Here is a 25,413-nt window from a genome sequence, read left to right as displayed (position 1 = left end):
TTTGCAGATGAGTCTGACCGAGCTCCCGCCCGAGCCGCGAAGGCAGCAGCAGCAGCGATAATCGCGCCACTATGAGCGGCAGCACCTTTGGAACCCTATTTCGCGTCACCAACTTTGGTGAATCCCACGGCCCGGCCATTGGCTGCGTGATTGATGGCTGCCCGCCGGGCATGGCGCTGGCCGAATCTGACATCCAGCGCGAGCTTGACCGCCGCCGCCCTGGCACCAGCCGCTTCGTCACGCAGCGCAACGAGCCTGACCAAGTGGAAATCCTCTCGGGCGTTTATGAGGGCAAGACCACCGGCACGCCAATCGCGCTGCTGATCCGCAACGTCGATCAGCGCAGCAAGGACTATGGCGAGATTGCGCGCCAGTTCCGCCCCGGCCATGCCGACTACAGCTACTGGCACAAGTACGGCATCCGCGATCCGCGTGGCGGCGGGCGCTCCTCGGCGCGCCTGACCGCGCCCACCGTGGCCGCCGGTGCGGTGGCGCGCAAATGGCTGCAAGAGCAGTACGGCACGCAGCTGCACGGCTTCATGGCGCAGCTGGGGCCACTGGAGATCGGCTTTGAATCGCTGGAGTACGTAGCGCAAAACCCGTTCTTCGCCCCGGTGCGAGACACCAGCGCGCTGGAGCAGTACATGGATGCGCTGCGCAAGCAGCACGACTCCTGCGGCGCCATCGTGCGCGTGATCGCCAGCGGCGTGCCCCGGGGCCTGGGCGAGCCGCTGTACGACCGGCTCGATGCCGACATCGCCTACGCCATGATGGGCCTGAACGCCGTTAAGGGCGTGGAGATCGGCGCGGGCTTTGCCAGCGCCACGCAGCTGGGCAGCGAGCATGGCGACGCCATCACCCCGCAGGGCTTTGCCAGCAACCACGCCGGCGGCATCCTGGGCGGCATCAGCACCGGCCAGGATATTGAGGTGCGCATTGCCATCAAGCCCACCAGCTCCATCCTCACGCCCCGGCCCTCGATCGACGTGGACGGCCAGCCCGTGCAAGTCGTCACCAAGGGCCGGCATGACCCTTGCGTGGGCATTCGCGCCGCGCCCATTGCCGAGGCCTTGCTGGCCCTGGTGTTGATGGACCACGCCCTGCGCCAGCGCGCCCATGCGCCGGCGTCCATCCCCGTTTGAATAAGGCTGAGCCCTGCACGGGGCAGGGGGGGCTTGAAGGCAGTCCCTCAGCCGCGCGCTTGCTGCAGCTGCCACAGCGTGGCGAAGTGGCTGATGGGGCCGTGGCCCTGGCCGACCTGCAGCGCATCGGCGTGCCGGATGCTCTCGGTCAACCAAGCCTTGGCGCGCGCCACGGCCTCGGCCCAGTTGGCCGTTTGCGGGCGCAGTGTGGCCAGCGCGGCGGAGTACGAGCAGCCCGTGCCATGCGTGTTGCGCGTGGCAATGCGCTCACCGGGGAACTCCTGCACGCTGCCATCGGGCGCCACCAGCGCATCGGGCACCAGCGCGCCTTGCAGATGGCCGCCCTTGGCCAGCACGTGCACCTGGTAACGATTGGCCACCTGCTGTGCCTGCTGCAGCACCTGCGGCCAATCGCTGGCCTCGGCGGCATCGGCCAGAACGGCCAGCTCGGGCATGTTCGGGGTGATGAGATCGGCCTGGTGCAGCAGGGCGCGCAGCGCATCCTCGGCGGCGGCGTCCAGCAGACGATCGCCGCTGGTGGCGACCATCACCGGATCGAGCACCAGCACCGGCGGGCGGTGCTGGGCCAACCAATCGGCCACCGTGGCGATGATGTCCGCTGTGCCCAGCATGCCGATTTTCAGCGCGTCGATGCGCACATCATCGCTGACGGCATCGAGCTGTTCGCGCAAGAACGACATCGGCGGCACATGGATGGAGCGCACCCCTTGGGTGTTTTGCGCCACCAGCGCTGTGACCACGGCCATGCCATAGCCGCCGTTGGCGGCAATGCTTTTGAGATCGGCCTGCACGCCAGCGCCGCCGGTGGGGTCGGTGCCGGCAATGCTGAGCACGCGCGGAATGCGGGGCGCAGTCGGGGCCGCGCCGGTGGAGGAGGGGCTGGAGGCAGAGTTCATGGGCATGCAGTTCGGGTGGATGGAAGTGAATGGCTGGAGCTTTGGCGGGCCTCATGCGCCGTGCTGCCAGGCCTGCAGCAGCGCCTGCGCGGCCTGGCTGGGATCGGGCGCGGCGCAAATGGCGCTGACCACGGCCGCGCCATCAAAGCCTGCGGCGCGCAGCCCGGCCATGTCGCCGCTGCCGATGCCGCCAATGGCCACGGCCGGCAGGCGCACGCCCTGGCGCAAAGCCTGCAGCGCCGGCAGGCCCAGCGCCGGCGGCGCATTCTTCTTGGTCGTGGTGGTGTTGAGCGGGCCAATGCCCACGTAATCCACCACGCCGCAGCGCTCGGCTTCGGCCAGTGCAGCGGGCGTGGCCGCGCTCAGGCCCAGGATGGCCTGCGGGCCAATCAGCTGGCGCGCCAGCTCGGCCGGGATTTCCGATTGGCCAATGTGCACCCCGGCCACGCGCGCGCCGGCGGCGCGGGCCGCCAGGAACACGTCGATGCGGTCGTTGACCAGCAGCGGCACCTGCGCGGGCAAGACCTGGGCGACGGCGCAGACGTTGGCGAGGAACTCGCGCGCGCCGGCCTCTTTTTCGCGGATCTGCACGATGCGCACGCCCCCTTCGACGGCGCGCAGCACCGTCTCCTGCAGGCTGCGGCCGGCGCGGGCGCACTGGCCCGAATCGGTCACCAGATACAAGGCAAGATCAAGAGACATGGTTCAGGGCCTGTTCACAAAACTGAAGAGCTTGCACTGGCAGCGCCCGCGCGCTCAATGCCTTGCACCTGCGCGTGCGTGAGCACATCGTGCGCCGTGATGAGCGCCAGCCGGTCGATGAACTGCACGGCAAAACTGCCTGGCCCCTGCTGCTGGCGGGCCACCTGCTCGGCAGCCATTTCCGCGGCGATGGTGTAGACCAGCACGGCCGCAGCGGCCAGTGGCAAATGCTCGGCGCGGGAGTTGGCCAGCGACAAAAACGCCGCCATCACGCTGCCCAAAGCGCAGCCGCCGCCGGTGACCTTGGTCAGCAAAGGCGTGCCATTGGCCAGGCGGATCTGAGACTGCCCATCGGTCAGAAAATCCACGGGTCCGGAGACCGCCACCACCGCGCCGCTGGCCGCTGCCAGCTGCATCGCGGCCTGCTCGGCCTGGGCCACGCTGGCCGTGGCATCCACCCCGCGCCCGCCCGCGCCGCAGCCGGCGGCGGCCAGAATCTCAGAGGCATTGCCGCGCACGGCGCTGGGGCGCTGCTGCAGCAACTGCGCCGCCAGCGCCGTGCGCACCGGCAGGCTGCCAATGGCCACCGGATCGAGCACCCAGGGCGTGCCCGCCTCGGCCGCAGCGCAGGCAGCCTCCATCACCGCCTCGGCCTGCGAAGGCACGGGCGTGCCCAGATTGATCAGCAGGCCCGAGGCCATGCGCGCAAACGGCCCGGCCTCGCGCGGAATGTCCACCATCGCCGGCGCCGCCCCCAGCGCCAGCAGGACATTGGCGGTGAAATTGGCCACCACCGTATTGGTGATCGATTGCACCAAGGGCGTGCGCGCACGCAGCAGCGTCAAGGCCTGCGCAGCAAACGCAGGCAGGGTCTCAGGGTTCAGGGCGGTGGCATCGGGCAGGGCAGCGCTGGTGGTCGTGGCGGTCATGGCGTGGCACTCATCGCGGAGGATGGTCGAAGAAGCGGCCAATCCTAACCGCAATCGCAGCGCAGGCTGCAGCCAGCGCGGCTTGACCGCAGCCCCTGATGCCAGGCCGGCTCAGCCGGCGATGCGTTTGGCAAAGTTCTGTCAAAATCGCAGCCATTATTCGATCGCGCGTCGCGCTGCGATCTTTTGTTTTTTGCAACCCACAGCGAGAACCTGCCATGTCCAATGCCCTCACATCCCCCGTGACCGATGCCAACTTCGAAGCCGAAGTGCTGCAGTCGCAGACCCCAGTGCTGCTGGACTTCTGGGCCGAATGGTGCGGCCCATGCCGGCAAATCGCCCCCGTGCTCGAAGAGCTGGCCGCGGCCAACCAAGGCAAGCTGCTCATCAAGAAAATCAACGTCGATGAAAACCGCGAAGTGCCCGCCAAGTACGGCATCCGCGGCATCCCGACGCTGATGCTGTTCAAGAACGGCCAGGTCGCAGCCACCCAGGTTGGCGCGCAAGGCAAGACACAAATCCAGGCCTTCATCGACGGCGCACTGAACGCTTGAACGCCTGAGAAGCCGCGCGCGCGGCGGGGTCCTCAAGCCAATGCCGCGCCGCATCCCCAAAAAGCCCGGCCCTGGGACACCAGGGCCGGGCTTTTTGGCGTGAGACGTGAAGCATTTTCTCCCTGCCTGTTGCCATCTGTTGACCTGCTAATGCCATCAAGCTCTTTGGATTCTCATGTTCACAGCGCCTCGCCCGGCCGCGCCTGGCTGGCGGTGCTGGCCTTGGCCTTGGCGGCGTTTGTGTTCAACACCACGGAGTTCGTGCCCGTGGGCCTGCTCGGCGCCATGGGCGAGAGCTTTGGCATGCGCGCCGAGCGCGTTGGGCTGATGCTGACGGTTTATGCCTGGGCGGTGGCGCTGGCTTCGTTGCCCTTGATGCTGGCCACGCGCCGCATGGAGCGCCGTGGGCTGTTGGTGGGCCTGTTCGCGCTGTTCGTGGCCAGCCATGGCGTGTGCGCGCTGGCGCCCAATTTCAGCGTGTTGCTGTTGGGGCGGCTGGGTATTGCGGCGGCGCATGCGGTGTTCTGGTCGATCACGGCTTCGCTGGTGGTGCGCGTGGCGCCGGCCGGGCGCAAGGCGCAGGCGCTGGGCCTGCTTGCCGGCGGCACTTCGCTGGCCATGGTGCTGGGCATTCCGCTGGGGCGGGCGATGGGCCAGTGGCTGGGCTGGCGGGTGACCTTTGCCGGTATCGGGGCCGTGGCGCTGCTGGTGTTGCTGCTGCTGTGGTGGCTGTTGCCGCGCTTGCCCAGTGAACGCAGCGGCTCACTGCGCAGCCTGCCGCTGCTGCTGCGCCGCCCGGCGCTGGTGAGTGTGTATGTGCTGCTGGTGGCTGGGGTGACGGCGCATTTCATGGCCTACAGCTATCTGGAGCCTTTCATGCAGCGTGTGGCCGGGCTGGATGGGCCGCCCATCACCCAGATGCTGCTGCTGTTTGGCGCGGCCGGGCTGGTGGGCAGTGCCTTGTTCAGTTGGCAGGGGCTGCGCCATCCGGCGGCGTTCTTGCTGTGCGCCTTGGCGGCCTTGGTGCTGTGCCTGGGCCTGCTGCGCCCGGCGGCGGCGCAACCCTGGGCGCTGGCGGCGCTGCTGGGCCTGTGGGGCGCGGTGTTCTTGTGCTTTGCGCTGGCCATGCAGGCGCGGGTGCTGGGCCTGGCCGCCGATGCGGGCGATGTGGCCATGGCCTTGTTTTCCGGCCTGTTCAATGTGGGCATTGGCGCCGGGGCCTTGCTGGGCAGCGGCGTCATCGGGCACTGGGGCGTGGCCCATGTGGGCTGGCAGGCCAGCCTCCTGGCCTGCCTGGCGTTGCTGGGCGCTGGCGCTGCGCTGCGGCGTTGGCGCAGCGCCTTTGCCCAGGGGCGTCTGGTCGATTGAACTGAGCTGATATGGATCAGCGGCCCACCATGTTCTCAGGCACCACCCACTGGTCGAACTGCTCGGCCGTGAGGTAGCCGCTGGCAATCGCCGCTTCGCGCAGGCTGGTGCCTTCCTTGTGCGCTTTCTTGGCGATGAAGGCGGCCTTGTCGTAGCCGATGTGCGGGTTCAGCGCGGTGACCAGCATCAGCGAGTTGCCCACCAGCTCGGCAATGCGTTCGCGGTTGGGTTCGATGCCCACGGCGCAGTGGTCGTTGAAGCTGCGCATGCCGTCGGCCAAGAGGCGCACGCTTTGCAGGAAGTTGTGGGCCACCACGGGGCGGAACACGTTGAGCTCGAAGTTGCCCGATGCGCCGCTGATGTTGATGGCCACGTCGTTGCCCATGACTTGCGCGGCCAGCATGGTCACGGCTTCGCTTTGCGTGGGGTTGACCTTGCCGGGCATGATGGAGGAGCCAGGCTCGTTCTCGGGGATGGTGATTTCGCCGATGCCGCTGCGCGGGCCGCTGGCCAGCCAGCGCACGTCGTTGGCGATCTTGGTCAGGCTGGCGGCCAGGGTTTTGAGCGCGCCGTGGGCGTGCACCAGCGCGTCTTGCGAGGCCAGCGATTCGAACTTGTTGGGCGAGGTCACAAAGGCCAGGCCGGTGATTTTTGCCAGCTCCTTGGCCACGCCTTCGGCATAGCCCTTGGGCGCATTCAGGCCCGTGCCCACGGCGGTGCCGCCCAGGGCCAGCTCGCAGAGGTGGGGCAGGGCGTCCTGCACGTGTTTCTTGCCGTGTTCGAGCTGGGCGACCCAGCCGGAGATTTCCTGCCCCAGCGTCAGCGGCGTGGCGTCTTGCAAGTGGGTGCGGCCGATCTTGACGATGCCGTCAAAGGCCTTGGCTTTTTCGGCCAGGGTGTTTTTGAGCAGGTCGATGGCGGGCAGCAGCTTGTGGGTCAGGGCATCGACGGCGGCCACGTGCGAGGCGGTGGGGAATACGTCGTTGGAGGATTGGCTTTTGTTCACGTCGTCATTGGGGTGCACCAGGCGGGCCTCGCCGCGCTCGCCGCCCAGCAGCTCGCTGGCGCGGTTGGCGATGACTTCGTTGAGGTTCATGTTCGATTGCGTGCCCGAGCCGGTCTGCCAGACCACCAGCGGGAATTCGTCCGGGTGCTTGCCCTCGATCACTTCCTGCGCGGCGGCGATGATGGCCTTGGCTTTTTTCTCGTCCAGCAGGCCCAGCGCGTGGTTGACGGCGGCCGAGGCGCGCTTGACCTGCGCCAGCGCCTTGATGATTTCACGCGGCTGCTTCTCGCCGGAGATGTCGAAGTTTTGCAGCGAGCGCTGGGTTTGCGCGCCCCAGAGCTTGTCGGCGGGCACTTCGATGGGGCCAAAGGTGTCTTTTTCGGTGCGGGTCTGCTGTGTCATGGTGCGGTGCAAAGGGTTTTGAAGTCGAGAAGCAGGATTATTACTGCAAATTATTCTTATTCTTCGGTGCTTGCGCTGTAGAGCCAAGCCCAGGCAGAAGTTCCATAGAATCCGCGCAGCCAATTTTCCGAACTGATTGAAGAACCGCATAACGGAGCCCGCCTGTGCAAGTCGCCCCCAGTGTTTTCAAAGCCTACGACATCCGCGGCACCACGCCCGTGACCATCAACGAAGCCCTGGCCGAAGCGCTGGGCCGCGCCTTTGGCACGCGCGCGTTGGCCGAGGGGCAGCGCACCGTGGCCGTGGGGCGTGACGGGCGGCTCTCCGGCCCGGCGCTGGCCGCAGCATTGATGCGCGGGCTGGTGGCGGTGGGCATCGAGGTGATCGACATCGGCCAGTGCACCACGCCCATGCTGTACTTCGCCGCCAGCACCTTGTGCCAAAGCGGCATCCAGGTCACGGGCAGCCACAACCCGCGCGACGACAACGGCTTCAAGATGGTGCTGGCCGGCCGCGCCATTTACGGCGATGAGATCCAGGCGCTGCGCCGCATCATCGAAGAAGAAAGCTGGCAATTGAAAGAGGGCGGCAGCATGCGCCAGGCGGACGTGCTGCCCGCTTACCGCGAGCGCATCGTGGGCGACGTGCGCCTGGCGCGCCCCGTGCAAACCAGCGGCCAAAGCGCCAGCGCGGGCCTGTGCGAAATCAAGCAGACGATGACGCGCCCCATGAAAGTGGTGGTGGACTGCGGCAACGGCGTGGCCGGCGCATCGGCCCCTGGCATCCTGCGCGCCCTGGGCTGCGAGGTGATCGAGCTGTTCACCGAGGTGGACGGGCGCTTTCCCAACCACCACCCCGACCCCTCCAAGCCCGAAAACCTGCGCGACGTGATCCGCATCCTGCAAGACACCGACGCCGAGCTGGGCCTGGCCTTCGACGGCGACGGGGACCGCCTCGGCATCGTCACCAAGGACGGGCAAACCATCTTCCCCGACCGGCAAATGATGCTGTTCGCGCAGGACGTGCTCACCCGCGTGCCCGGCAGCACCATCGTGTTCGACGTCAAATGCAGCCAGCGCCTGGCCCCTGCCATTGAGGCCGCGGGCGGCGTGCCGCTGATGCACAAGACCGGCCACTCGCTCGTCAAGGCCAAGATGAAGGAAGTCGATGCCCCGCTGGGCGGCGAGATGAGCGGCCACATCTTTTTCAAGGAGCGCTGGTACGGTTTTGACGACGGCACCTACGCCGCAGCGCGCCTGCTGGAAATCCTCAGCCGCTATCCCGACCCCAGCGCCGTGCTGAACGCCTTGCCCACCAGCCACAGCACGCCCGAGCTGAACGTGCCCTGCGCCGAAGGCGAGTCGCACCGCCTGGCCGCCGAACTGCAAGCGCTGGCGGCCGATGCCTTCAGCGCCCCTGCGCAGGTCAACACCATCGACGGCCTGCGCGTGGACTGGCCCGACGGCTTCGGCCTGATCCGCGCCAGCAACACCACGCCCGTGCTGGTGCTGCGCTTTGAAGGCCACACGCCCGAGGCGCTGGCGCGCATCGAAGCCGACATGCTGGCGCTGCTGCGCCGCGTCAAGCCCGATGCGCAAGTGGGCGGGGCAGGGCATTGAGGCTTGGCGCAGGCTTTGAGGCTCTACTCTCCGCCAAAGGAGCAGCCATGCACGATGGATATCCGTCTTCTACCTCCAAGGCCGCTGATCTTTCGTCCGGAGTCTTGCCTGAAGCTTTGCGGCGCCAGCTCGCTCCTGATGAGCAAGTGCTGTGGCACGACAGCCCTCGTCAAGGCTTGATGCTGCGCCCCGCCGACGCAGTGCTGATTCCGTTTTCCCTGCTTTGGGGCGGCTTTGCCATTGCTTGGGAGATCAACGCCCTGAGCATGGATATGCCCCTGATCTTCAAACTCTGGGGCATCCCCTTTGTGCTCGTTGGGCTGTACCTCATCGCCGGGCGTTTTTGGTGGGATGCCCGCCTGCGGGCGCATACGCATTACGCACTGACCAACGAGCGCATCCTCGTTGTCAGCGGCTTCAATGGTCAGAAAGTGCAATCGCACCCCTTGCGCACATTGCCACCCATCACCCAAACCGAGCGTGCCGACGGCAGCGGCACCATCGCCTTGGGCAGCCCTGCCTTGATCCAGCTCCCCTTCGGCTGGCCCGGGGCCGCCGCCACGCCAGAGCTGCACATCAAAACCAATGTGCAGCAGGTTTTTCGGAGCATTCTTGACGCCCAGCGTCGTCAAAACATGTAAGAGCCTGTTCAAAATCTTTGCACGGCGGTCAAGAGAGCGGATTTGGGCGCTCTGCTGCGTTGCAAAGCCTCGCCATAGCCCCAGCTATGGCTGCGTTTTGCGCCTTGCAGCCCATCCCAAACCGCTTCTTGCCCATTCGCGCCGAGATTTTGAACAGGCTCTAACAGGCTGCTGAAATACTGAATCGACAGGCGGAAAAGCCCCAGACTTGCCGCCTCAAGCCATCGTAAATCGTTGATTTATGGTCGGCGAAGGGGAACTGAGGGCATCTGTTGGATGTTTTTCGCCCATCTTCGGCAGTATTTCAGCAGCCTGCTAAGAAAAAAAACCAGTCGATCTCAAAACGAAGTTTGAAATCGACTCAGTCAATCAGTGGGTAGTAGCGCCTTGCTGTTCCTCAGTGGCCTGCGTGAAATATTTGAACCTTTGATGGGTATCAGGAGGGGGCAGCATTGGATTGTTGTCTCTGGTCATGGCTCAAGCCAATTGAAATCAAAGTCGGTGCATTTTTGTATGCAATCGTCCGTCAAACAGAAAGAGTCGCCGGTATAGATGGCCCCATCCGGCCTTTGCTGCGTGCTGCCAAAGCCAAGCCAGTAATAGCCGTATGGGTCGATGTCCGTGACCAGCGATTTGCGCCCGATATAGCGCATGAATCGGAAGAATTCCTCCAGGCTGGAATCTGAGACCAGCCAGTCAGGGATTTTCTTCAGCAGCACGACATCGCCCACAGCCACGCCTGGTGCCAGCACTTGTTTGACAGCCATTGTGTGGTGCCCCCCTTCTTGGCCTATTGCGCCGCCGCAGGCCCCATCCAATGGATCAGGGCGGCCAGTGTGGCCACTGAGGCGATGGTGGAAAACAGCACGGTGCGCGCCGTCACGCTGCCGTCGCGGCCGTACAGGTCGGCCAGCATGTAGGGGCCGGTGCCGGTGGGCAGGGCGGCCAGCAGCACGGCCAGCAGCAGCGGCGTGGCCGGCAGCTGGAAGACCCAGGCGCCCAGCGCCCAGGTCAGCATTGGCAGCAGCAGGAGTTTGATGGCCGTCAACTGCCAGGCCAGGGCGCTGGCCTGCCTGTCGCCCAGCGCCTGGGGCGCGGCGCTGCCGGCCGATGCGGCTGGGCTGGCCAGGAACAGCCCCAGGCTGACCAGCGCGCAGGGGCTGGCCGCGCCCGCGAGCAGTTGCAGCAATTGCGCGCCGCTGGCCGGCAGCGGCCAGCCGGTGGCGGCATACAGGGCGCCGGCCAGCGGCGCGGCGATCAAGGGGTTTTTCAGCAGCGACCAGGTGATGCGTGGCAGCAGCAGCCAGGGCTGGCGCTGCCCGGTGGGCAGGCGGGCGTATTCGATCAGCAAGATGGCCAGGCCGAACATCACGCACACCACCAGCATGGTGGCAATGGTGGTGGGCACCAGCGAGGCCTGGCCGGCGAGCAAAAAGGTCAGCGGAAAGCCCATGTAGCCGGTGTTGGGGTAGGCCGCGGCGAGGGCATCGACGCTGGCATCGGCCAGGCTGCGGCCGCGCCAACGCTGCACGGCGGCCACAGCGGCAAACAGGCCCAGGCCGGCCAGCGCGAAGGTGGCCGTGAAGGCCGGCTGGTACAGCTGGCGCCAGTCGGCCTTGGCCATGCTGAGAAACAGCATGGCTGGCAGGGCCAGCCAGACCACGAAGCGCCCCAGCTCGGCAGCGGCGGCCGGGCCCAGCACCCGCAGGCGGCGGCACAGCCAGCCGGCCAGGATCAGGCCGAACACGGGGAAGATGATGGCGAGGATGGAGGACACGCGAGGCACCGGGGGTATGGATGGCAGGGCGGCACAAGCGGGGCGCTGCGCCAAGCGCGGCGGCAAGTGTAGAGGGTGTCGAGACTGAGTGTTGCAGCGGTGTTCTCGGTCGAAACCCGCAGCTGCTGCGTTGAAAACGCTGGCAAGGCGCTCAAGCTTGGGCGCACTGGCACCTGGCACCTGGCAGCTGCGGTTTCCCCTTGAACAACTGCTTCGCAAACCGTCTCTCAATCGCGCTATCTCATCAGTTCCCGGCGCTGGGCGCGATGCTTTCATAATGGCGGGCTTTTTTGATGTGGGCGCGGCCTTTCGGCTGTGCCGCTTGGGGTTGAGCCTTGTCCAGTTCCGATTGCCCGCAGGCGCTGCAAATCCTGCAACAGGTGTTTGGCTATCCGCAGTTTCGCGGGCTGCAGGCCCAGATCATCGACACCGTCATCGCCGGTGGCGATGCGCTGGTGTTGATGCCCACCGGCGGCGGCAAATCGCTGTGCTACCAGATTCCGGCGATTGCCCGGCGCGAGCAGGGCAAGGGAATGAGCATCGTGGTCTCGCCGCTGATTGCGCTGATGCACGACCAGGTGCGCGCGCTGCAGGAGGTGGGCGTGGCCGCCGATGGCCTGCATTCGGCGCTGGATTTTTCCCAGGCCCAGGCCGTGCAGGCGCGCGCCTGGCGCGGCCAGACCTGCCTGCTGTACGTGGCGCCCGAGCGCATCACCACGCCGGGCTTTCTGGAGTTTCTCGATGGCCTTTACCAACGCGGCCAGCTGGCGCTGTTTGCCATCGACGAGGCGCACTGCGTGAGCCAGTGGGGCCATGACTTCCGCCCCGAGTATCGCCAGCTCAGCCTGCTGCACGAGCGCTACCCCACGGTGCCGCGCATTGCGCTGACGGCCACGGCCGATGCCATCACCCGCGCCGACATCATTGAGCGCCTGCAGTTGCAGCAGGCGCGGCAGTTCATCAGCAGCTTCGACCGCCCCAACATCTTCTACCAAGTGGTGGAAAAGAGCGATGCGCGCCGCCAGCTGCTGCGCTTCATCGAGGACGAGCACGAGGGCGATGCCGGCATCGTCTATTGCCAAAGCCGCAAAAAGGTTGAGGACACGGCCCAGTGGCTGCTGGAGCAGGGCGTCGACGCCTTGCCCTACCACGCCGGCCTGCCGCCCGATGTGCGCCAGCGCCACCAGGACCGCTTTCTGCGCGAGGACGCGCTGGTGATGGTGGCCACCATCGCCTTTGGCATGGGCATCGATAAGCCCGACGTGCGCTTCGTGGCGCATCTGGACATGCCCAAGAACATCGAGGGTTACTACCAGGAGACGGGCCGCGCCGGGCGCGACGGCGAGCCCGCCGATGCCTGGATGGCCTATGGCCTGGCCGACGTGGTCAACCAGCGGCGCATGATCGACGACCCGCAAAGCCCGGCCAGCGAGGCTTACCGGCAGGTCATGCGCGCCAAGCTCGATGCGCTGCTGGCCATGGCCGAGACCACCGAATGCCGCCGCCAGCGGCTGCTCGCTTACTTTGGCGAGCAGGCCCAGCCCTGCGGCAATTGCGACAACTGCCTGAATCCGCCGGCCACCTGGGACGCCACCGACGCGGCGCGCAAGCTGCTCAGCTGCATCTACCGCGTGCAGCAAAAAAGCGGCATTCACTTCGGCGCGGGGCACCTGATCGACATTCTGCGCGGCAAGGCCACGCCCAAGGTCGAGCAATACGGCCACCAGGGCCTGAGCACCTTCGGCATTGGCCAGGAGATCGGCGAGCGCGAATGGGGCAGCGTTGTGCGGCAGCTGATTGCCATCGACGCCATCGTGGCCGATGCTCAGGCCTTCAACACCCTGCGCCTGGGCCCGGCGGCCCGCAGCGTGTTGGCCGGCCAGCGCCCGCTGCAGCTGCGCCGCATCGAGCGCGAGGCCCGGCGCGGTGTGCGCCGCGCCGCGCCGGGCGCGCAGAGCGGCAGCGCACGCCAAAGCCGCCAGGAGCGCCTGGCCGCGCTGGACGATGCCAGCCGACAGCGCTTTGAGGCGCTCAAGGCCTGGCGGCGCGAAGTCGCCCAGCAGCACCAGCTGCCGGCCTTCGTGGTCTTTGCCGATGCCACCTTGCTGGCCATTGCCAGCGAAAACCCCCGCAGCCTGCAGGCGCTCAGCGCCATCTCCGGCGTGGGGCAAAAGAAACTCGATGCCTATGGTCAAGAGCTGCTGCGCGTGTGCGCCAGCAGTTGAGGCGGGCAAGTCAATGCATAGCCCGCTGGGGCAGGGCGCTCCAAGGCCTGTTGAAGCCCTGTTGAAGGTCGGTTCAAAGGCCCTGAAACCCGCCCTGCAATACCCCCTGCGGCGCAGTAACCCTTCACCTGTCTGAGCGGCTTGAAAAGCATAGAATGCCCCGCACATGGGCTATGGCTGTGACACAACGCAGAGTAGTTGGCCCTGGCGCCTGTTGGCAGCGAGCGGGGCACGCCCAGAGCGATGCAGCGCGCCTTTTGTTTTTCCTCAACCTCTTTTTCCGACCCAGGCGATCAGCGCCGCCAGGCCTGGGTGGCTGGCCCGATGGCGGCAGCGGCACGATTACTCAGTACTCAGGAGCAGTGGCTTGAACAATCAATGGATTTCCAAAGTGGCGATGTGGCTGGTGCTGCTCGTCGTTTTGTTTACCGTATTCAAACGCTTTGATGGCGGCCCCGGCGCTGGGGCCACGTCGGTGGCGTACTCCGACTTCATCACCGCCGTGCAAAACGGCGAGGTGCGCGAGGTGAACGTGCAGGACACGGGCACGGGCAGCTTCGACATCCTGGCCATCCGCAATGACGACCGGCGCATCCGCACCACCGGCTCCATGGCCGACCGCGGCCTGTTTGACGATCTGCTCAACAGCAACGTCAAGCTCAACCTCAAGGAGCGCGAGCAGCGCTCGCTGCTGGGCTCGCTGCTCATCAGCTGGGGGCCGATGCTGATTCTGATCGGCGTGTGGATCTACTTCATGCGCCAGATGCAAGGTGGCGGCAAGGGCGGGGCCTTCAGCTTCGGCAAGAGCAAGGCGCGCATGCTCGACGAGAGCAACAACACCGTGACCTTTGCCGACGTGGCCGGCGCTGACGAGGCCAAGGAAGAAGTCAAGGAGGTGGTGGACTTCCTGCGCGATCCGCAGAAGTTCCAGCGCCTGGGCGGTCGCATCCCGCGCGGCCTGCTGCTGGTGGGCCCGCCGGGCACCGGCAAGACGCTGCTGGCCAAGTCCATCGCTGGCGAGGCCAAGGTGCCGTTCTTCTCCATCAGCGGCTCGGACTTCGTGGAAATGTTCGTCGGCGTGGGCGCGGCCCGCGTGCGCGACATGTTCGAGAACGCCAAGAAGAACGCGCCCTGCATCATCTTCATCGACGAGATCGACGCCGTGGGCCGCCAGCGTGGCGCAGGCCTGGGCGGCGGCAACGACGAGCGCGAGCAAACCCTCAACCAGATGCTGGTGGAGATGGACGGCTTCGAGACCAACCTGGGCGTGATCGTGGTGGCCGCCACCAACCGTCCGGACATCCTGGATTCGGCGCTGCTGCGCCCAGGGCGTTTTGACCGCCAGGTGTATGTCTCCCTGCCAGACGTCAAAGGCCGCGAGCAAATCCTGAACGTGCACATGCGCAAAATCCCCGTGGGCGCGGATGTGGACGCCAACGTCATCGCGCGCGGCACGCCTGGCATGTCCGGCGCCGATCTGGCCAACCTCTGTAACGAGGCCGCGCTGATGGCCGCGCGCCGCAATGCCCGCGTGGTGGAGATGCAGGACTTCGAGGCCGCCAAGGACAAGATCTTCATGGGCCCGGAGCGCCGCTCGGCCGTGATGGACCCCGAGGAGCTGAAGAACACCGCCTACCACGAGGCCGGCCACGCGCTGATCGGTCGCCTGCTGCCCAAGTCCGACCCGGTGCACAAAGTCACCATCGTGCCGCGCGGCCGCGCCCTGGGCGTGACCTTCACCCTGCCCGAGAAAGACCGCTACGGTTACGACAAGGAATGGGCGCTGGCGCGCATCTCCATGCTGTTTGGCGGCCGCATTGCCGAGGAAGTGTTCATGAACCAGATGACCACCGGCGCCTCGGACGACTTCAACAAGGCCACGCAGCTGGCGCGCGATATGGTCACGCGCTACGGCATGTCCGACGAGCTGGGCCCGATGGTCTATGCCGAGAACGAGGGCGAGGTCTTCCTGGGCCGCTCGGTGACCAAGACCACCAACGTCAGCGAGGCGACCATGCAAAAGGTCGACAAGGAGGTGCGCCGCATCATCGACGAGCAGTACGCGCTGGCGCGCCGCCTGATCGAGGAGAACAAGGACAAGATGCACGCCATGGCCAAGGCCCTGCTGGAGTGGGAGACCATCGACTCCGCACAGCTCGACGAAATCATGGCCGGCAAGCCGCCCACACCGCCCAAGGACTGGGTGCCCAAGAAGCAGCCCTCGGTCGATGGCGGCAATGGCAACAACAGCGGCGGCGGCGGCGCAGCCGTGGATTCCGACCCGGCGCCGACGGCGGCCTAAGAGCTGGGTCTAAGGGGGGCTGTTGAGACAGCCATTCAGACGCAAGGAGAAAACGCTTGCAAGGCATGAGCGCCTTGCAAGCGTTTTTCAATGTGGCAGTTGCACAGTTTTGACCGACAACACCGCCGCAACACCAAATTTCAACAAGCCCTAAACTCCAGCCCCAGCGCAGCACCCATTCCCATTTGGGGTGTTGCGCTGCGAGCTGAAGTGCAAGCTGCCAGCCGCATCATGCGGCGGCGTTTTTTCAGGAGAGTTTTCAGGAGGTGAAGATGAAAAACAAGGCTGTTCGGTGCATTGGCGGGCTTGCGCTCGGGCTGTTGCTTGCTGGGCAGGCAGCTGCTTATTACGGCGGAACGTTTTCGTGGTCAGACCCTGGCGGCGGCTACGCCGATTGGTCGCGCGCACGGATGTATCAACAAACCGTTGATTACAACCGAAAACTGGCGCAGCGCTACAGCAGTCGCAGCAGTGGAAAAAACAGCGACAAAGGCAGCAACAAAAAAGAAGTTGCGCCCAAGCCGAAACTCAACCCCTCGGCGTATGAATATCAGCCCTCTGCGGCCGTGAGTGCGGCGGTCATGGAAGATTTCCTCAATGAATTCCATGCCCATGCACAGAAAAACGGCGCAGATGCGCAAACGCTTGCCGATATTCGCGCGATGCGCAACTGGGGGGCGATGGATTTGATGCGCCAACAGATCAAAGCAAACGGCCTGCCCCCCGACAGCCTTGCCACCGCGATGACGCTCTGGCTTGCCGTCAATTACGGAGCCATCCATCAGCACGAAGGCACAGAGAAGCTCAATAGCGGGCTATATACGCAATTGCGCGCGGCGATGAGCGAGGATAAAACCGTGCTGGCGATGAATGACGAACAAAAACAGCGCGCTGCCGAAGGCATGCTGTGGATGACGTTTGTGCAGATCTATGCGCAGGCAAAATTGGAAAACGATCCGCAAGGCCGCAGCGAAGCGGCGAAACTGGCGCGGCAAAGCCTGAAAAGCGGCGGTATCGATCCCGATTTGATGCACATCACCAAAAACGGGCTGGAATTGAAATAAGCAATGCGGGATGGGCAATCAAGGCGCAGGGCTTGTATGCCTTTTTGGCCCACCCCCCAGTTTCTTTCCGCTTTTTTTCAGGTCTTCTCCCGTAGGGGAAAAGGCCTTTCAAAGTTTCTGAACGAATTCCGCCTGCGGCTTGCGCAGGCCTGCTTCCCTCACTTTCCCGAGCGGGGCGCCCCGGCGATGGCTTGGCCACCGCCACATGGGGGCCCTGCCGCATCATGGAGCCATGCCACCCGTGCCCAACAGCGCCCCCAGCCCTGCGCGGCCCTGCGCCCCGGCCAGCGATCACGCCACTAATCAGGCCGCGCATCAGGCCAGCGGCCAGCGCGGCGCGCCGGCCATCTGGCAGACCGCCCGCCACGCGCTGAGCCTGCAGCGCCCGCTGCTCATGGGCATCGTCAACCTCACGCCCGATTCCTTTTCCGATGGCGGGCGGCATGCCAGCGTCAGCGCCGCGCTGCGCCATTGCGAGCAGCTGATCGAGGAGGGCGCGGACATTCTGGACATCGGCGCCGAATCCTCGCGCCCGGGCAGCGCGGCCGTGCCGCTGGAGGAGGAGCTGCGCCGCCTGCAGCCCGTGCTGGCCGAGGCCGTGCGCCTGGGCGTGCCCATCTCGGTCGATACCTACAAGCCCGAGGTCATGCGCGCGGCGCTGGCGCTGGGCGCGGACATCGTCAACGACATCTGGGCGCTGCGCCAGCCCGGCGCGCTGCAGGCCGTGGCCGAGCACCCGCGTTGCGGCGTGTGCCTGATGCACATGCACGGCGAGCCCGAAACCATGCAGCGCGAGCCGCTGACCGGCGATGCCGTGGCCACGGTGCAGGGCTTTCTGGCCGGGCGCGCCCAGGCGCTGCGCCAGGCCGGCGTGGCTGCCGAGCGCATCGTGCTCGACCCCGGCATTGGCTTTGGCAAGACCGTGGCGCAGAACTTCGCGCTGCTGGCGCAGCAGCCGCAGCTGCTGCAACTGGGCTACCCACTGCTGGCGGGCTGGTCGCGCAAATCCTCGCTGGGCGCGGTGACTGGCCGCGATGTGGGCCAGCGCCAGGCCGCCAGCGTGGCCGCCGCGCTGCTGGCCGTGGAGCGCGGCGCGCGCATCGTGCGCGTGCACGACGTGGCCGCCACCGCCGATGCGCTCAAGGTCTGGCAGGCCATGCAGGCCCAGGGCCAGGCTTGAAACCTGGGGCAAGGCCTGGGCCGGAGCGATGGCTTGTGCAATTGCGCTGCGCAATAGGGCAGGGCGCTTGCGGCAAGAATCGTAATCAAAGGTTTCTGCCCTCTGGCCTGGCGTTGGCAGGCCAAAAGCCTGCTCCACAATAGCGGCGCATGAGCAAACAGTATTTCGGCACCGACGGCATTCGCGGCACCGTCGGTCGCAGCCCCATCACCCCCGATTTCATCCTGCACCTGGGCCACACCGTGGGCCGCCTGCTCAAGGCGGGCAACGCCGCCGCGACGGTGCTCATCGGCAAGGACACGCGCATCTCTGGCTACATGCTCGAAAGCGCGCTGGAGTCGGGCTTCAACTCCGCCGGCGTGGACGTGGTGCTGCTGGGCCCCATTCCGACCCCGGCCGTGGCCTACCTGACGCGCGCCGTGCGCGCCGATCTGGGCGTGGTCATCAGCGCCAGCCACAACCCTTTCGAGGACAACGGCATCAAATTCTTCAGCGCCCAGGGCAGCAAGCTGCCCGATGAGTGGGAGGAAGAGGTCGAGCGCGGCCTGGCCCTGCCGCCGCAGTGGGCCCCCTCGGCCGCGCTGGGCAAGGCGCGGCGCATGACCGACGCGGCCGGGCGCTACATCGAGTTCTGCAAGAGCACCTTCCCCACCGAGCTCAGCCTCAAGGGGCTGAAGCTGGTGGTCGATGCCGCCCACGGCGCGGCCTACCAGTGCGCGCCCAAGGTGTTTCACGAACTGGGTGCCGAAGTCATCGCCATGGGGGCCGAGCCCGATGGCTTCAACATCAACCTGGACGTGGGCGCCACCGCGCCGCAGGCGCTGATCGAGCGCGTGCGCGCCAGCGGCGCCGACTACGGCATCGCGCTCGATGGCGATGCCGACCGCCTGCAATTGGTTGACGCCACTGGGCGGCTGTTCAATGGCGATGAGCTGCTGTACCTGATGGCGCGCGCCCGGCTGGAGGCCGGCGAGCCGGTGCAGGGCGTGGTCGGCACGCTGATGACCAACCTGGCCATCGAGCAAGCCTTTGCCCGCCTGGGCATCCCGATGCAGCGCGCCAAGGTCGGCGATCGCTACGTCATCGAGGCCTTGCAGCGCAATGGCTGGGTGCTGGGCGGCGAAAGCTCCGGCCACCTGCTGGCGCTGGACCGGCACACCACCGGCGACGGCATCATCAGCGCGCTGCAGGTGCTGCAGCAGGTGGTGCGCGGCGGCCACAGCGTGGCCCAGGCGCTGCAGGGCGTGCAGCTGTTCCCGCAGACCATGATCAACGTGCGCCTGGCCGACCGTGACTCCTGGCAACAGCACGCGGCCTTTCAAAACGCCATGCGCGAAGCCGAGGCTGCGCTGCAAGGCCAGGGCCGCCTGCTGGTGCGCCCTAGCGGCACCGAGCCGGTGCTGCGCCTGATGGTCGAAGCCCAGGATCCGGCCCTGGCGCAACACTGGGCCGAGCGCCTGGCCAGCGTGCTGCAGGACTGAGCCTGTTCAAAACAAAACAAAAGCCCGCGCGAGCGGGCTTTTGTTTTGAACAGGCGCGCGGGCCTTGGCATGCACGCAGTCTGCGGCGCGCGTTGCCGTGTGCCCGCAGCGCCCGCAGTGCTCGTTCAATCGGCCTGCACGCGCAGCAGGGCCTGCCGGCCCGCGTAGTACAGCGTCTGGCCGTCGCCGGCGGCGAATGCCATGCCCTGCAGTTGCGGGTGCTGGGCATGCACGGTCGTGCCTTCGATCGGCTGCGCGCGCTGCAGGTCATACAGCTGCAGTCTGCCAGGTTGATCGGGGTCGCGCCGCCAGGCCCGCCCATTGCCAGCCAGCGCCACCAGCCACGCAAAGTCTGCCCTGGGCAGGCTGTATTGCTGCCCGCTGGGCAGCTCCACGGCGGTTACCTGCTGTGGCGCATCGCCGTCCGGGCGCAGCGCGGCCAGCGCCCGCCCGGCCGCGCCGCACACCAGCCCCTGCAACTGCCGGCCCTGTGGCCCATGCCGCAGCGTCGTTACTCGGCCATCGAGGTCGATGCTGCGCAGCACGCCGGCATCCAGCGCGTAAAAGCGCTGCGGCTCGTGCGAGGCGCACAGCGCCGTCAGCGATGAAAAACTGGCCGCAGGCCCTTGTCCATCCCGGAACGGCCCTGGCGCGCCTGACCGATTGGGCGTGGCAAAGCCTGCCAACTGTTGCAGCTGGCCATTGGCGTGCAGCAGCCAAAGGCCATTGCCAAAACCGGGCTTGTCGCGCCGGGTGATGCCCAGCCCGCCGGTGAAAATGTCCGAATCGGCAATCAGGTAGCGCCCCTGGCCCAGATCCAGCACGGCGCTGGGCGAGAGCAGCGACTGCGGCTGCGCCGCAGAAAAATCGGGCCGGGCCGCCGTGTACACGGTGTGCATCTGGCCGTTGCCCAGATCCAGGCGCCGCAGGCGCCATTGCCGATCGCAGGAGCCTTGCTCCAGCGTCAGCAAGGCGGCGCTGGCGCTGGCATGGGCCGGCGCCAGCGCCTGGGTGTGGCCCAGCAGCGGGCCGCCCTCCGTGCCGCTTGGGCCATCCACGCAGCCCGCTTGCTGCACGCGGGCCGCGTCGCTGACCGGGCGCAGCGGGCCCCACAGCAGCGCCAGCCGCGCCCGTGGCTGGGCCGTGATCAGCTCGGCATCGGGCGTGCCCGGCTGTTGGCTGCCAGGGTCTGGATTGGCGCCAGGGCCGGGGCCCTGATCGCTGCCGCTGCCGCAGGCGCACAGCAGCGCTACGGCCGAAGCGATCAGGGTGGAAAGCAATGTGGTGCGCATGTGAGAAAACTCCTTCAATGGTGATGTGTTCTTCAATGGTGATGTGAACAGGCCCCAGCTAAAGGCCGCCAAAGCCAATTGTTGCCCAGCGCCGGTGTATTGAGGCAGCGGGATTTCCCCCGCTGTCCTGTGTCCCAGGCCTTGTAATGCGTGCAGGCCTTCAGGCCTGAAGGCGTGCGGTGGCTGCAGCAGGTCGTGTGAATTGGGGGTGGCGCTGGCCTTGTGGCACACTCACGCGCTTTTCGTTTTTGAGCAGCTTTTTCAAGCGCCTCAAGCCTTTGCATGCGGCTTCGTGCCGCCAGACCCTCGACCGATTTGCCATGTCTTCTGCAGCCATCGCCCCCAGTACCCAACAGGCCATCGAGCAATTGATTGCAAAAGAGCTGGGCGCGGCTGCGCGCCAGGTCGAAGCGGCCGTCAAGCTGCTGGACGAAGGCGCGACCGTGCCCTTCATCGCGCGCTACCGCAAGGAAGCCACTGGCGGGCTGGATGATGCCCAACTGCGCACGCTGCAAGAGCGCCTAGGCTACTTGCGCGAGCTGGAAGAGCGCCGCCGGGCGGTGCTCAAGAGCATTGAGGAGCAAGGCAAGCTCACGCCCCAACTGGCCGCCTCCATCGCCCAGGTGCAGACCAAGCAGGAGCTGGAAGACCTGTACCTGCCCTACAAGCCCAAGCGCCGCACCAAGGGCCAGATCGCGCGCGAAGCCGGGCTGGAGCCGCTGGCCGATGCGCTGTTTGCCGACCCGAACCTCACCCCCGCCGAGGCCGCGCAGCCCTACGTCAAAGCCGAAAAAGGCGAGGACGGCAGCGACTTCACCACCGTGCAGGCAGTGCTCGACGGCGCACGCGACATCCTGGCCGAGCGCTGGGCCGAGGACGCGGCGCTGGTGCAGGCCATGCGCCAGTGGCTGTGGGAAGGCGGCGTGCTCAGCAGCCGCTTGATCGAGGGCAAGAACCCGCAAGACCCGGAAATCGCCAAGTTCAAGGACTACCACGAATACGACGAGCCGATCGCCAAGGTGCCCTCGCACCGCGCCCTGGCCGTGTTCCGTGGTCGTGCGCAGGACATCCTGCACCTGCGTCTGGCCCAGCCGCAAGAGCCCGAAGCGGGCCAGCCCAGCCTGGCCGAAGGCCACATCGCCCTGCAACTGAAGTGGAACCACCAGGGCCGCCCGGCCGACGACTGGCTGCGCAAGGTGGTGGCCTGGACCTGGCGCGTCAAGCTCAGCCTGTCGCTGGAGCGCGATTTGTTCGCCCGCCTGCGTGAAGCGGCCGAGGCCGTGGCCATCAAGGTCTTTGCCGACAACCTGCACGATTTGCTGCTGGCCGCGCCCGCGGGCGCGCACACCGTGATGGGGCTGGATCCGGGCATCCGCACCGGCGTCAAAGTCGCCGTGGTGGACGCCACCGGCAAGCTGCTGGACACCGCCACTGTCTATCCGCACGAGCCGCGCCGCGATTGGCAAGGCAGCCTGCACACCCTGGCCGCGCTGTGCGCCAAGCACCAGGTGGCGCTGATCGCCATCGGCAACGGCACGGCCAGCCGCGAGACGGACAAGCTCGCCGGCGAGCTGGTCAAGCTGCTGGCCGACAAGGCCGGCCAGCGCGTGCAGAAAGTCGTCGTCAGCGAGGCCGGGGCCTCGGTCTATTCCGCCAGCGCCTTTGCCAGCGAGGAAATGCCCGACGTGGATGTGAGCCTGCGCGGCGCGGCCAGCATCGCCCGCCGCCTGCAAGACCCGCTGGCCGAGCTGGTCAAGATCGACCCCAAATCCATCGGCGTGGGCCAGTACCAGCACGATGTGAACCAGACTGAGCTGGCCCGCACCCTGGGCGCGGTGGTGGAAGACTGCGTCAACGGCGTGGGCGTGGACCTGAACACCGCCAGCGTGCCGCTGCTCTCGCGCGTCTCGGGCCTGAGCGCCTCGGTGGCGCGCTCGGTGGTGCGCTGGCGCGAAGCCAACGGCGCGTTCAAAAACCGCCAGCAACTGCTCAAGGTCACCGGCCTGGGGCCCAAAGCCTTCGAGCAAAGCGCGGGCTTCTTGCGCATTCGCGGCGGCGACAACCCGCTGGACATGACCGGCGTGCACCCCGAAACCTACCCTGTGGTGCAGTCCATCCTGGACGGCACGGGCAAATCCGTCGAGCAAATCATGGGCGACACCGCCTTGCTCAAAAGCCTCAAGCCCGAGCAATTCGCGCGCGAAGGCTTTGGCGCCATCACCGTCAAGGACATCCTCGCCGAGCTGGAAAAACCCGGCCGCGACCCGCGCCCGGACTTCGTTGTGGCGCGCTTCAACGAAGGCGTGCAGGACATTGCCGACCTGAAACCCGACATGGTGCTCGAAGGCACGGTCAGCAACGTCGCCCAGTTCGGCGCCTTCGTCGATCTGGGCGTGCACCAGGACGGGCTGGTGCACGTGAGCCAACTGGCCAACAAATTCGTCGCCGACGCGCGCGAAATCGTCAAGACCGGCCAGGTTGTCAAAGTCAAGGTGCTGGAAGTGGACGTGCCGCGCAAGCGCATCAGCCTGACCATGCGCCTGGACGCCAGCGCCGCCAACCACAGCCAAGGCGCTGCCGCGCGCAACGCCGCGCGCCAGGCCCAACCGCAATCGGCCATGCAATCGGCCTTTGCCAAGTTGCAGGGGCTGAAGAAGTAAGCGTTTGCGCAGCAAGGTCTGTACGAATCGCCGTGCCGCGTGCCTCTGCAGATTCGCGCGGACTGTGTCGCCTCTTGTTCTTGCAACAGATTTCCCTTGGCACAATGCGCGGCTTGCGCCCGTGTTGGGCGCGGCGCGCTTGGCATGCAGGGCATCCCAAGGGTGTGAGAACCTTTCAAAGCAAAGGAAGACGCTGCGATGAAATTGGGGATTGAAGGGCGCTGGGCCCTGGTGTGTGGCTCCAGCGCCGGGCTGGGCCTGGGCTGTGCCAAGGCGCTGGTGCAAGAAGGCGTGAACGTGGTCGTCAATGCCCGTGGCGCGGTGCGGTTGGGCAAGGCTGCCGATGAGCTGCGCAAGCTGGCGCGCTGGTATGCGCAGCAGCACAGCGATACGCATGCGCCGCAGCCGCAGGTGCTGCCAGTGGCCGCGGACGTGACCACGGCGGCCGGCCGCGAGCAGATTTTTGCCGTCGAAGGCGGGCCGGGCGTGGATTTCGACATCCTGGTGACCAATGCCGGCGGGCCGCCGCCGGGCGACTTCCGCCAGTGGGAGCAGGCGCAGTGGCTGGCGGCGCTGCAGGCCAATATGCTGACCCCGATCGAGCTGATCAAGGCAGTGCTCGATGGCATGGCCGGGCGCGGCTTTGGCCGCATCGTGAACATCACCTCCAGCGCAGTGAAGGCGCCCATCGAGGTGCTGGGCCTGTCCAACGGCGCGCGCAGCGGGCTGACGGGCTTTGTGGCCGGGCTGGCGCGCTCGCCCATGGCCGCGCAAGGGGTGACGATCAACAACCTGCTGCCGGGCAAGTTCGACACCGAGCGCCTGCGCAGCACCATGCACGCCCAGGCTCAGCGCATGGGCCTGAGCGATGAGGACTTGTGCGCGCAGCAGCGGGCGCTGATCCCGGCCGGGCGCTTTGGCACGGCCGAGGAGTTTGGCGCCATCTGCGCCTTTTTGTGCAGCCAGCAGGCGGCCTATGTGAACGGGCAGAACTGGCTGATCGATGGGGGCGCCTATCCAGGCACGTTTTGAGCGTTTGTTTTGAGCGTTTGTTTTGAGCGTTTGTTTTGAGCGTTTGACCAAGAGGAAATGGAACGACTATGGCAATGACGGTGCAAATCGCCCAGTTCGGTGGGCCCGAGCAAATGAAGCTGGTGGATCTGCCGCTGCCGCCCGTGCAAGCCGGGCAGGTGCATGTGCGGCACAAGGCCATCGGCGTGAACTTCATCGACGTATACCACCGCACAGGCCTGTACCCCAATGAGCTGCCGCTGGCGCTGGGCATGGAGGCTGCAGGCGAGGTGCTGGCCGTGGGGTCGGGCGTGGAGCATTTGCGCGTGGGCGATCGGGTGGCCTATGCGACCGGGCCCATGGGCAGCTACACGCAAGAGCGCGTCATGCCGGCGCAGAACGTCTGCCGTCTGCCCGATGAGATCTCTTTCGAGACGGGCGCAGCAATGATGCTCAAGGGCCTGACGGCGCAGTATCTGCTGAAGAAATGCCGCCCGATGGAGGGGCTGGAGCCGGGCGACCACGTGCTGTTTCACGCCGCCGCCGGGGGCGTAGGCCTGATTGCCTGCCAGTGGGCCCGGCACCTGGGCCTGCAGCTCATTGCCACGGCCGGCACGGACGAGAAATGCGCGCTGGCGCTGGCCAACGGCGCGGCCCACGCCATCAACTACCGGCGCGAGGATTTTGCCGCCCGCGTGCAAGAGATCACGCAGGGCCAGGGCGTGAAGATCGTGTATGACTCGGTCGGCAAGGACACCTGGGAAGGCTCGCTGGCCTGCCTGCGCGCCTTTGGGCTGATGGTCAGCTTCGGCAATGCCTCGGGCCCGGTGCCGCCGTTCGCCCCGGCCGTGCTGGCGGCCAAGTCGCTGTTCGTGACGCGCCAGACGCTGTTCACGCACACCAGCTCGCGCCAGCGCACCCAGACCATGGCCGACGACTTGTTCGCCGTCGTGCAGCAGGGCGCGGTGAAAATCCACATCGAACAGCGCTTTGCGCTGCAGGACGTGCAGCAAGCGCACCAGGCGTTGGAAGCGCGCAAGACCACGGGCTCGACCATCTTGCTGCCTTGAGGGCCTGTCTCGAATTTCTGCACGGACAGGTCAAGAAAAAAAGACTGCCTTTTGGTAGCGCCGTTTACTGA

General features: G+C 66.4%; 20 protein-coding genes. 13 read left to right on the top strand and 7 right to left on the bottom strand.

All coding sequences use genetic code 11. From position 1 onward, the window contains the following. Window positions 1-71: 71 nt before the first annotated feature. Window positions 72-1,142 (top strand): chorismate synthase, encoded by a 1,071-nt coding sequence (aroC, locus tag CLI93_RS02080; RefSeq protein ID WP_095541296.1) that lies wholly within the window; start codon window positions 72-74, stop codon window positions 1,140-1,142. Between the two features lie 47 nt (window positions 1,143-1,189). Here aroC and thiD read toward each other — a convergent pair whose 3' ends face one another. From thiD to thiM, 3 genes are read right to left on the bottom strand one after another with little or no spacing between them, the layout of a single operon-like run. Further along, entirely contained in the window at window positions 1,190-2,059 is an 870-nt protein-coding gene (thiD, locus tag CLI93_RS02075) for a bifunctional hydroxymethylpyrimidine kinase/phosphomethylpyrimidine kinase (RefSeq protein WP_095541418.1), read from the bottom strand. A 51-nt stretch (window positions 2,060-2,110) separates the two neighbouring features. After that, window positions 2,111-2,761 carry a thiamine phosphate synthase gene (gene thiE / locus CLI93_RS02070; RefSeq protein ID WP_095541297.1) on the bottom strand — a complete coding sequence of 217 codons (651 nt, stop codon included), beginning with the start codon at window positions 2,759-2,761 and terminating at the stop codon, window positions 2,111-2,113. A gap of 14 nt (window positions 2,762-2,775) precedes the next feature. After that, a complete protein-coding gene (thiM, locus tag CLI93_RS02065; RefSeq protein WP_095541298.1) occupies window positions 2,776-3,690 on the bottom strand; it encodes a hydroxyethylthiazole kinase in 915 nt (304 codons plus the stop codon). A 218-nt stretch (window positions 3,691-3,908) separates the two neighbouring features. Between thiM and trxA the strand changes: the two genes are divergently transcribed. Both trxA and CLI93_RS02055 read left to right on the top strand, forming a co-directional pair. Continuing rightward, complete coding sequence (trxA, locus tag CLI93_RS02060; protein ID WP_095541299.1) at window positions 3,909-4,244, top strand: thioredoxin; 336 nt, start codon at window positions 3,909-3,911, stop codon at window positions 4,242-4,244. A gap of 165 nt (window positions 4,245-4,409) precedes the next feature. Continuing rightward, complete coding sequence (locus CLI93_RS02055) at window positions 4,410-5,612, top strand: sugar transporter (protein WP_238945699.1); 1,203 nt, start codon at window positions 4,410-4,412, stop codon at window positions 5,610-5,612. 16 nt (window positions 5,613-5,628) lie between these two features. Here the strand turns inward: CLI93_RS02055 and fumC are convergent, their stop codons facing one another. Further along, on the bottom strand, window positions 5,629-7,020 hold the full coding sequence (fumC, locus tag CLI93_RS02050) for a class II fumarate hydratase (RefSeq protein ID WP_095541301.1): 1,392 nt from the start codon (window positions 7,018-7,020) through the stop codon (window positions 5,629-5,631). Between the two features lie 164 nt (window positions 7,021-7,184). On the opposite strand from fumC, the gene CLI93_RS02045 reads away from it, so the two are divergent. Beyond that, entirely contained in the window at window positions 7,185-8,639 is a 1,455-nt protein-coding gene (locus CLI93_RS02045) for a phosphomannomutase/phosphoglucomutase (RefSeq protein ID WP_095541302.1), read from the top strand. A 47-nt stretch (window positions 8,640-8,686) separates the two neighbouring features. Next, window positions 8,687-9,280 carry a hypothetical protein gene (locus tag CLI93_RS02040; RefSeq protein ID WP_143326313.1) on the top strand — a complete coding sequence of 198 codons (594 nt, stop codon included), beginning with the start codon at window positions 8,687-8,689 and terminating at the stop codon, window positions 9,278-9,280. Between the two features lie 470 nt (window positions 9,281-9,750). On the opposite strand, the gene CLI93_RS02035 is transcribed toward CLI93_RS02040, so the two are convergent. Both CLI93_RS02035 and CLI93_RS02030 read right to left on the bottom strand, forming a co-directional pair. Further along, window positions 9,751-10,047 (bottom strand): hypothetical protein, encoded by a 297-nt coding sequence (locus CLI93_RS02035; RefSeq protein WP_095541304.1) that lies wholly within the window; start codon window positions 10,045-10,047, stop codon window positions 9,751-9,753. 23 nt (window positions 10,048-10,070) lie between these two features. Then, complete coding sequence (locus CLI93_RS02030; RefSeq protein ID WP_095541305.1) at window positions 10,071-11,057, bottom strand: AEC family transporter; 987 nt, start codon at window positions 11,055-11,057, stop codon at window positions 10,071-10,073. A gap of 335 nt (window positions 11,058-11,392) precedes the next feature. Between CLI93_RS02030 and recQ the strand changes: the two genes are divergently transcribed. From recQ to glmM, 5 genes are all read left to right on the top strand, one after another. Next, window positions 11,393-13,282, top strand: a complete 1,890-nt coding sequence (gene recQ, locus CLI93_RS02025; protein ID WP_238945700.1) for a DNA helicase RecQ — start codon at window positions 11,393-11,395, stop codon at window positions 13,280-13,282. 367 nt (window positions 13,283-13,649) lie between these two features. Beyond that, entirely contained in the window at window positions 13,650-15,584 is a 1,935-nt protein-coding gene (gene ftsH / locus CLI93_RS02020) for an ATP-dependent zinc metalloprotease FtsH (RefSeq protein ID WP_095541306.1), read from the top strand. A 272-nt stretch (window positions 15,585-15,856) separates the two neighbouring features. Beyond that, entirely contained in the window at window positions 15,857-16,648 is a 792-nt protein-coding gene (locus CLI93_RS02015; protein WP_143326314.1) for a DUF6683 family protein, read from the top strand. Between the two features lie 394 nt (window positions 16,649-17,042). Further along, a complete protein-coding gene (gene folP / locus CLI93_RS02010; protein ID WP_238946612.1) occupies window positions 17,043-17,828 on the top strand; it encodes a dihydropteroate synthase in 786 nt (261 codons plus the stop codon). Between the two features lie 149 nt (window positions 17,829-17,977). Further along, window positions 17,978-19,309 carry a phosphoglucosamine mutase gene (gene glmM, locus CLI93_RS02005; RefSeq protein WP_095995642.1) on the top strand — a complete coding sequence of 444 codons (1,332 nt, stop codon included), beginning with the start codon at window positions 17,978-17,980 and terminating at the stop codon, window positions 19,307-19,309. A 125-nt stretch (window positions 19,310-19,434) separates the two neighbouring features. On the opposite strand, the gene CLI93_RS02000 is transcribed toward glmM, so the two are convergent. Further along, window positions 19,435-20,601 (bottom strand): hypothetical protein, encoded by a 1,167-nt coding sequence (locus CLI93_RS02000; RefSeq protein WP_095995641.1) that lies wholly within the window; start codon window positions 20,599-20,601, stop codon window positions 19,435-19,437. A 320-nt stretch (window positions 20,602-20,921) separates the two neighbouring features. On the opposite strand from CLI93_RS02000, the gene CLI93_RS01995 reads away from it, so the two are divergent. The 3 genes from CLI93_RS01995 (at window position 20,922) to CLI93_RS01985 (ending at window position 25,342) form a co-directional block, all read left to right on the top strand. Then, window positions 20,922-23,261 carry a Tex family protein gene (locus tag CLI93_RS01995; protein WP_095541421.1) on the top strand — a complete coding sequence of 780 codons (2,340 nt, stop codon included), beginning with the start codon at window positions 20,922-20,924 and terminating at the stop codon, window positions 23,259-23,261. Window positions 23,262-23,459: 198 nt separating this feature from the next. Beyond that, the gene (locus CLI93_RS01990) at window positions 23,460-24,293 is read left to right on the top strand and encodes an SDR family oxidoreductase (RefSeq protein WP_095541310.1); all 834 of its coding nucleotides are present in this window, start codon (window positions 23,460-23,462) and stop codon (window positions 24,291-24,293) included. Between the two features lie 68 nt (window positions 24,294-24,361). Further along, the gene (locus CLI93_RS01985) at window positions 24,362-25,342 is read left to right on the top strand and encodes a quinone oxidoreductase family protein (RefSeq protein ID WP_095541311.1); all 981 of its coding nucleotides are present in this window, start codon (window positions 24,362-24,364) and stop codon (window positions 25,340-25,342) included. Window positions 25,343-25,413: the final 71 nt, after the last annotated feature.

Origin of the sequence: Vandammella animalimorsus (genome assembly GCF_002288875.1) — a bacterium.
Classification (GTDB): domain Bacteria; phylum Pseudomonadota; class Gammaproteobacteria; order Burkholderiales; family Burkholderiaceae_C; genus Lampropedia; species Lampropedia animalimorsus.
The sequence above is the reverse complement of the archived record's forward strand: the minus strand, read 5'-3'. Positions and strand labels throughout refer to the sequence as shown.

What these genes read in the sequence shown, in the direction of transcription:
- CLI93_RS02035 (WP_095541304.1), bottom strand. Translation starts at nt 10,047, where the DNA reads ATGGCTGTCAAACAAGTGCTGGCACCAGGCGTGGCTGTGGGCGATGTC.
- thiM (WP_095541298.1), bottom strand. Translation starts at nt 3,690, where the DNA reads ATGACCGCCACGACCACCAGCGCTGCCCTGCCCGATGCCACCGCCCTG.
- CLI93_RS01985 (WP_095541311.1), top strand. Translation starts at nt 24,362, where the DNA reads ATGGCAATGACGGTGCAAATCGCCCAGTTCGGTGGGCCCGAGCAAATG.
- fumC (WP_095541301.1), bottom strand. Translation starts at nt 7,020, where the DNA reads ATGACACAGCAGACCCGCACCGAAAAAGACACCTTTGGCCCCATCGAA.
- aroC (WP_095541296.1), top strand. Translation starts at nt 72, where the DNA reads ATGAGCGGCAGCACCTTTGGAACCCTATTTCGCGTCACCAACTTTGGT.
- CLI93_RS02000 (WP_095995641.1), bottom strand. Translation starts at nt 20,601, where the DNA reads ATGCGCACCACATTGCTTTCCACCCTGATCGCTTCGGCCGTAGCGCTG.
- thiE (WP_095541297.1), bottom strand. Translation starts at nt 2,761, where the DNA reads ATGTCTCTTGATCTTGCCTTGTATCTGGTGACCGATTCGGGCCAGTGC.
- CLI93_RS02040 (WP_143326313.1), top strand. Translation starts at nt 8,687, where the DNA reads ATGCACGATGGATATCCGTCTTCTACCTCCAAGGCCGCTGATCTTTCG.
- CLI93_RS02015 (WP_143326314.1), top strand. Translation starts at nt 15,857, where the DNA reads ATGAAAAACAAGGCTGTTCGGTGCATTGGCGGGCTTGCGCTCGGGCTG.
- trxA (WP_095541299.1), top strand. Translation starts at nt 3,909, where the DNA reads ATGTCCAATGCCCTCACATCCCCCGTGACCGATGCCAACTTCGAAGCC.
- thiD (WP_095541418.1), bottom strand. Translation starts at nt 2,059, where the DNA reads ATGAACTCTGCCTCCAGCCCCTCCTCCACCGGCGCGGCCCCGACTGCG.
- folP (WP_238946612.1), top strand. Translation starts at nt 17,043, where the DNA reads ATGGGCATCGTCAACCTCACGCCCGATTCCTTTTCCGATGGCGGGCGG.
- CLI93_RS01990 (WP_095541310.1), top strand. Translation starts at nt 23,460, where the DNA reads ATGAAATTGGGGATTGAAGGGCGCTGGGCCCTGGTGTGTGGCTCCAGC.
- glmM (WP_095995642.1), top strand. Translation starts at nt 17,978, where the DNA reads ATGAGCAAACAGTATTTCGGCACCGACGGCATTCGCGGCACCGTCGGT.
- CLI93_RS01995 (WP_095541421.1), top strand. Translation starts at nt 20,922, where the DNA reads ATGTCTTCTGCAGCCATCGCCCCCAGTACCCAACAGGCCATCGAGCAA.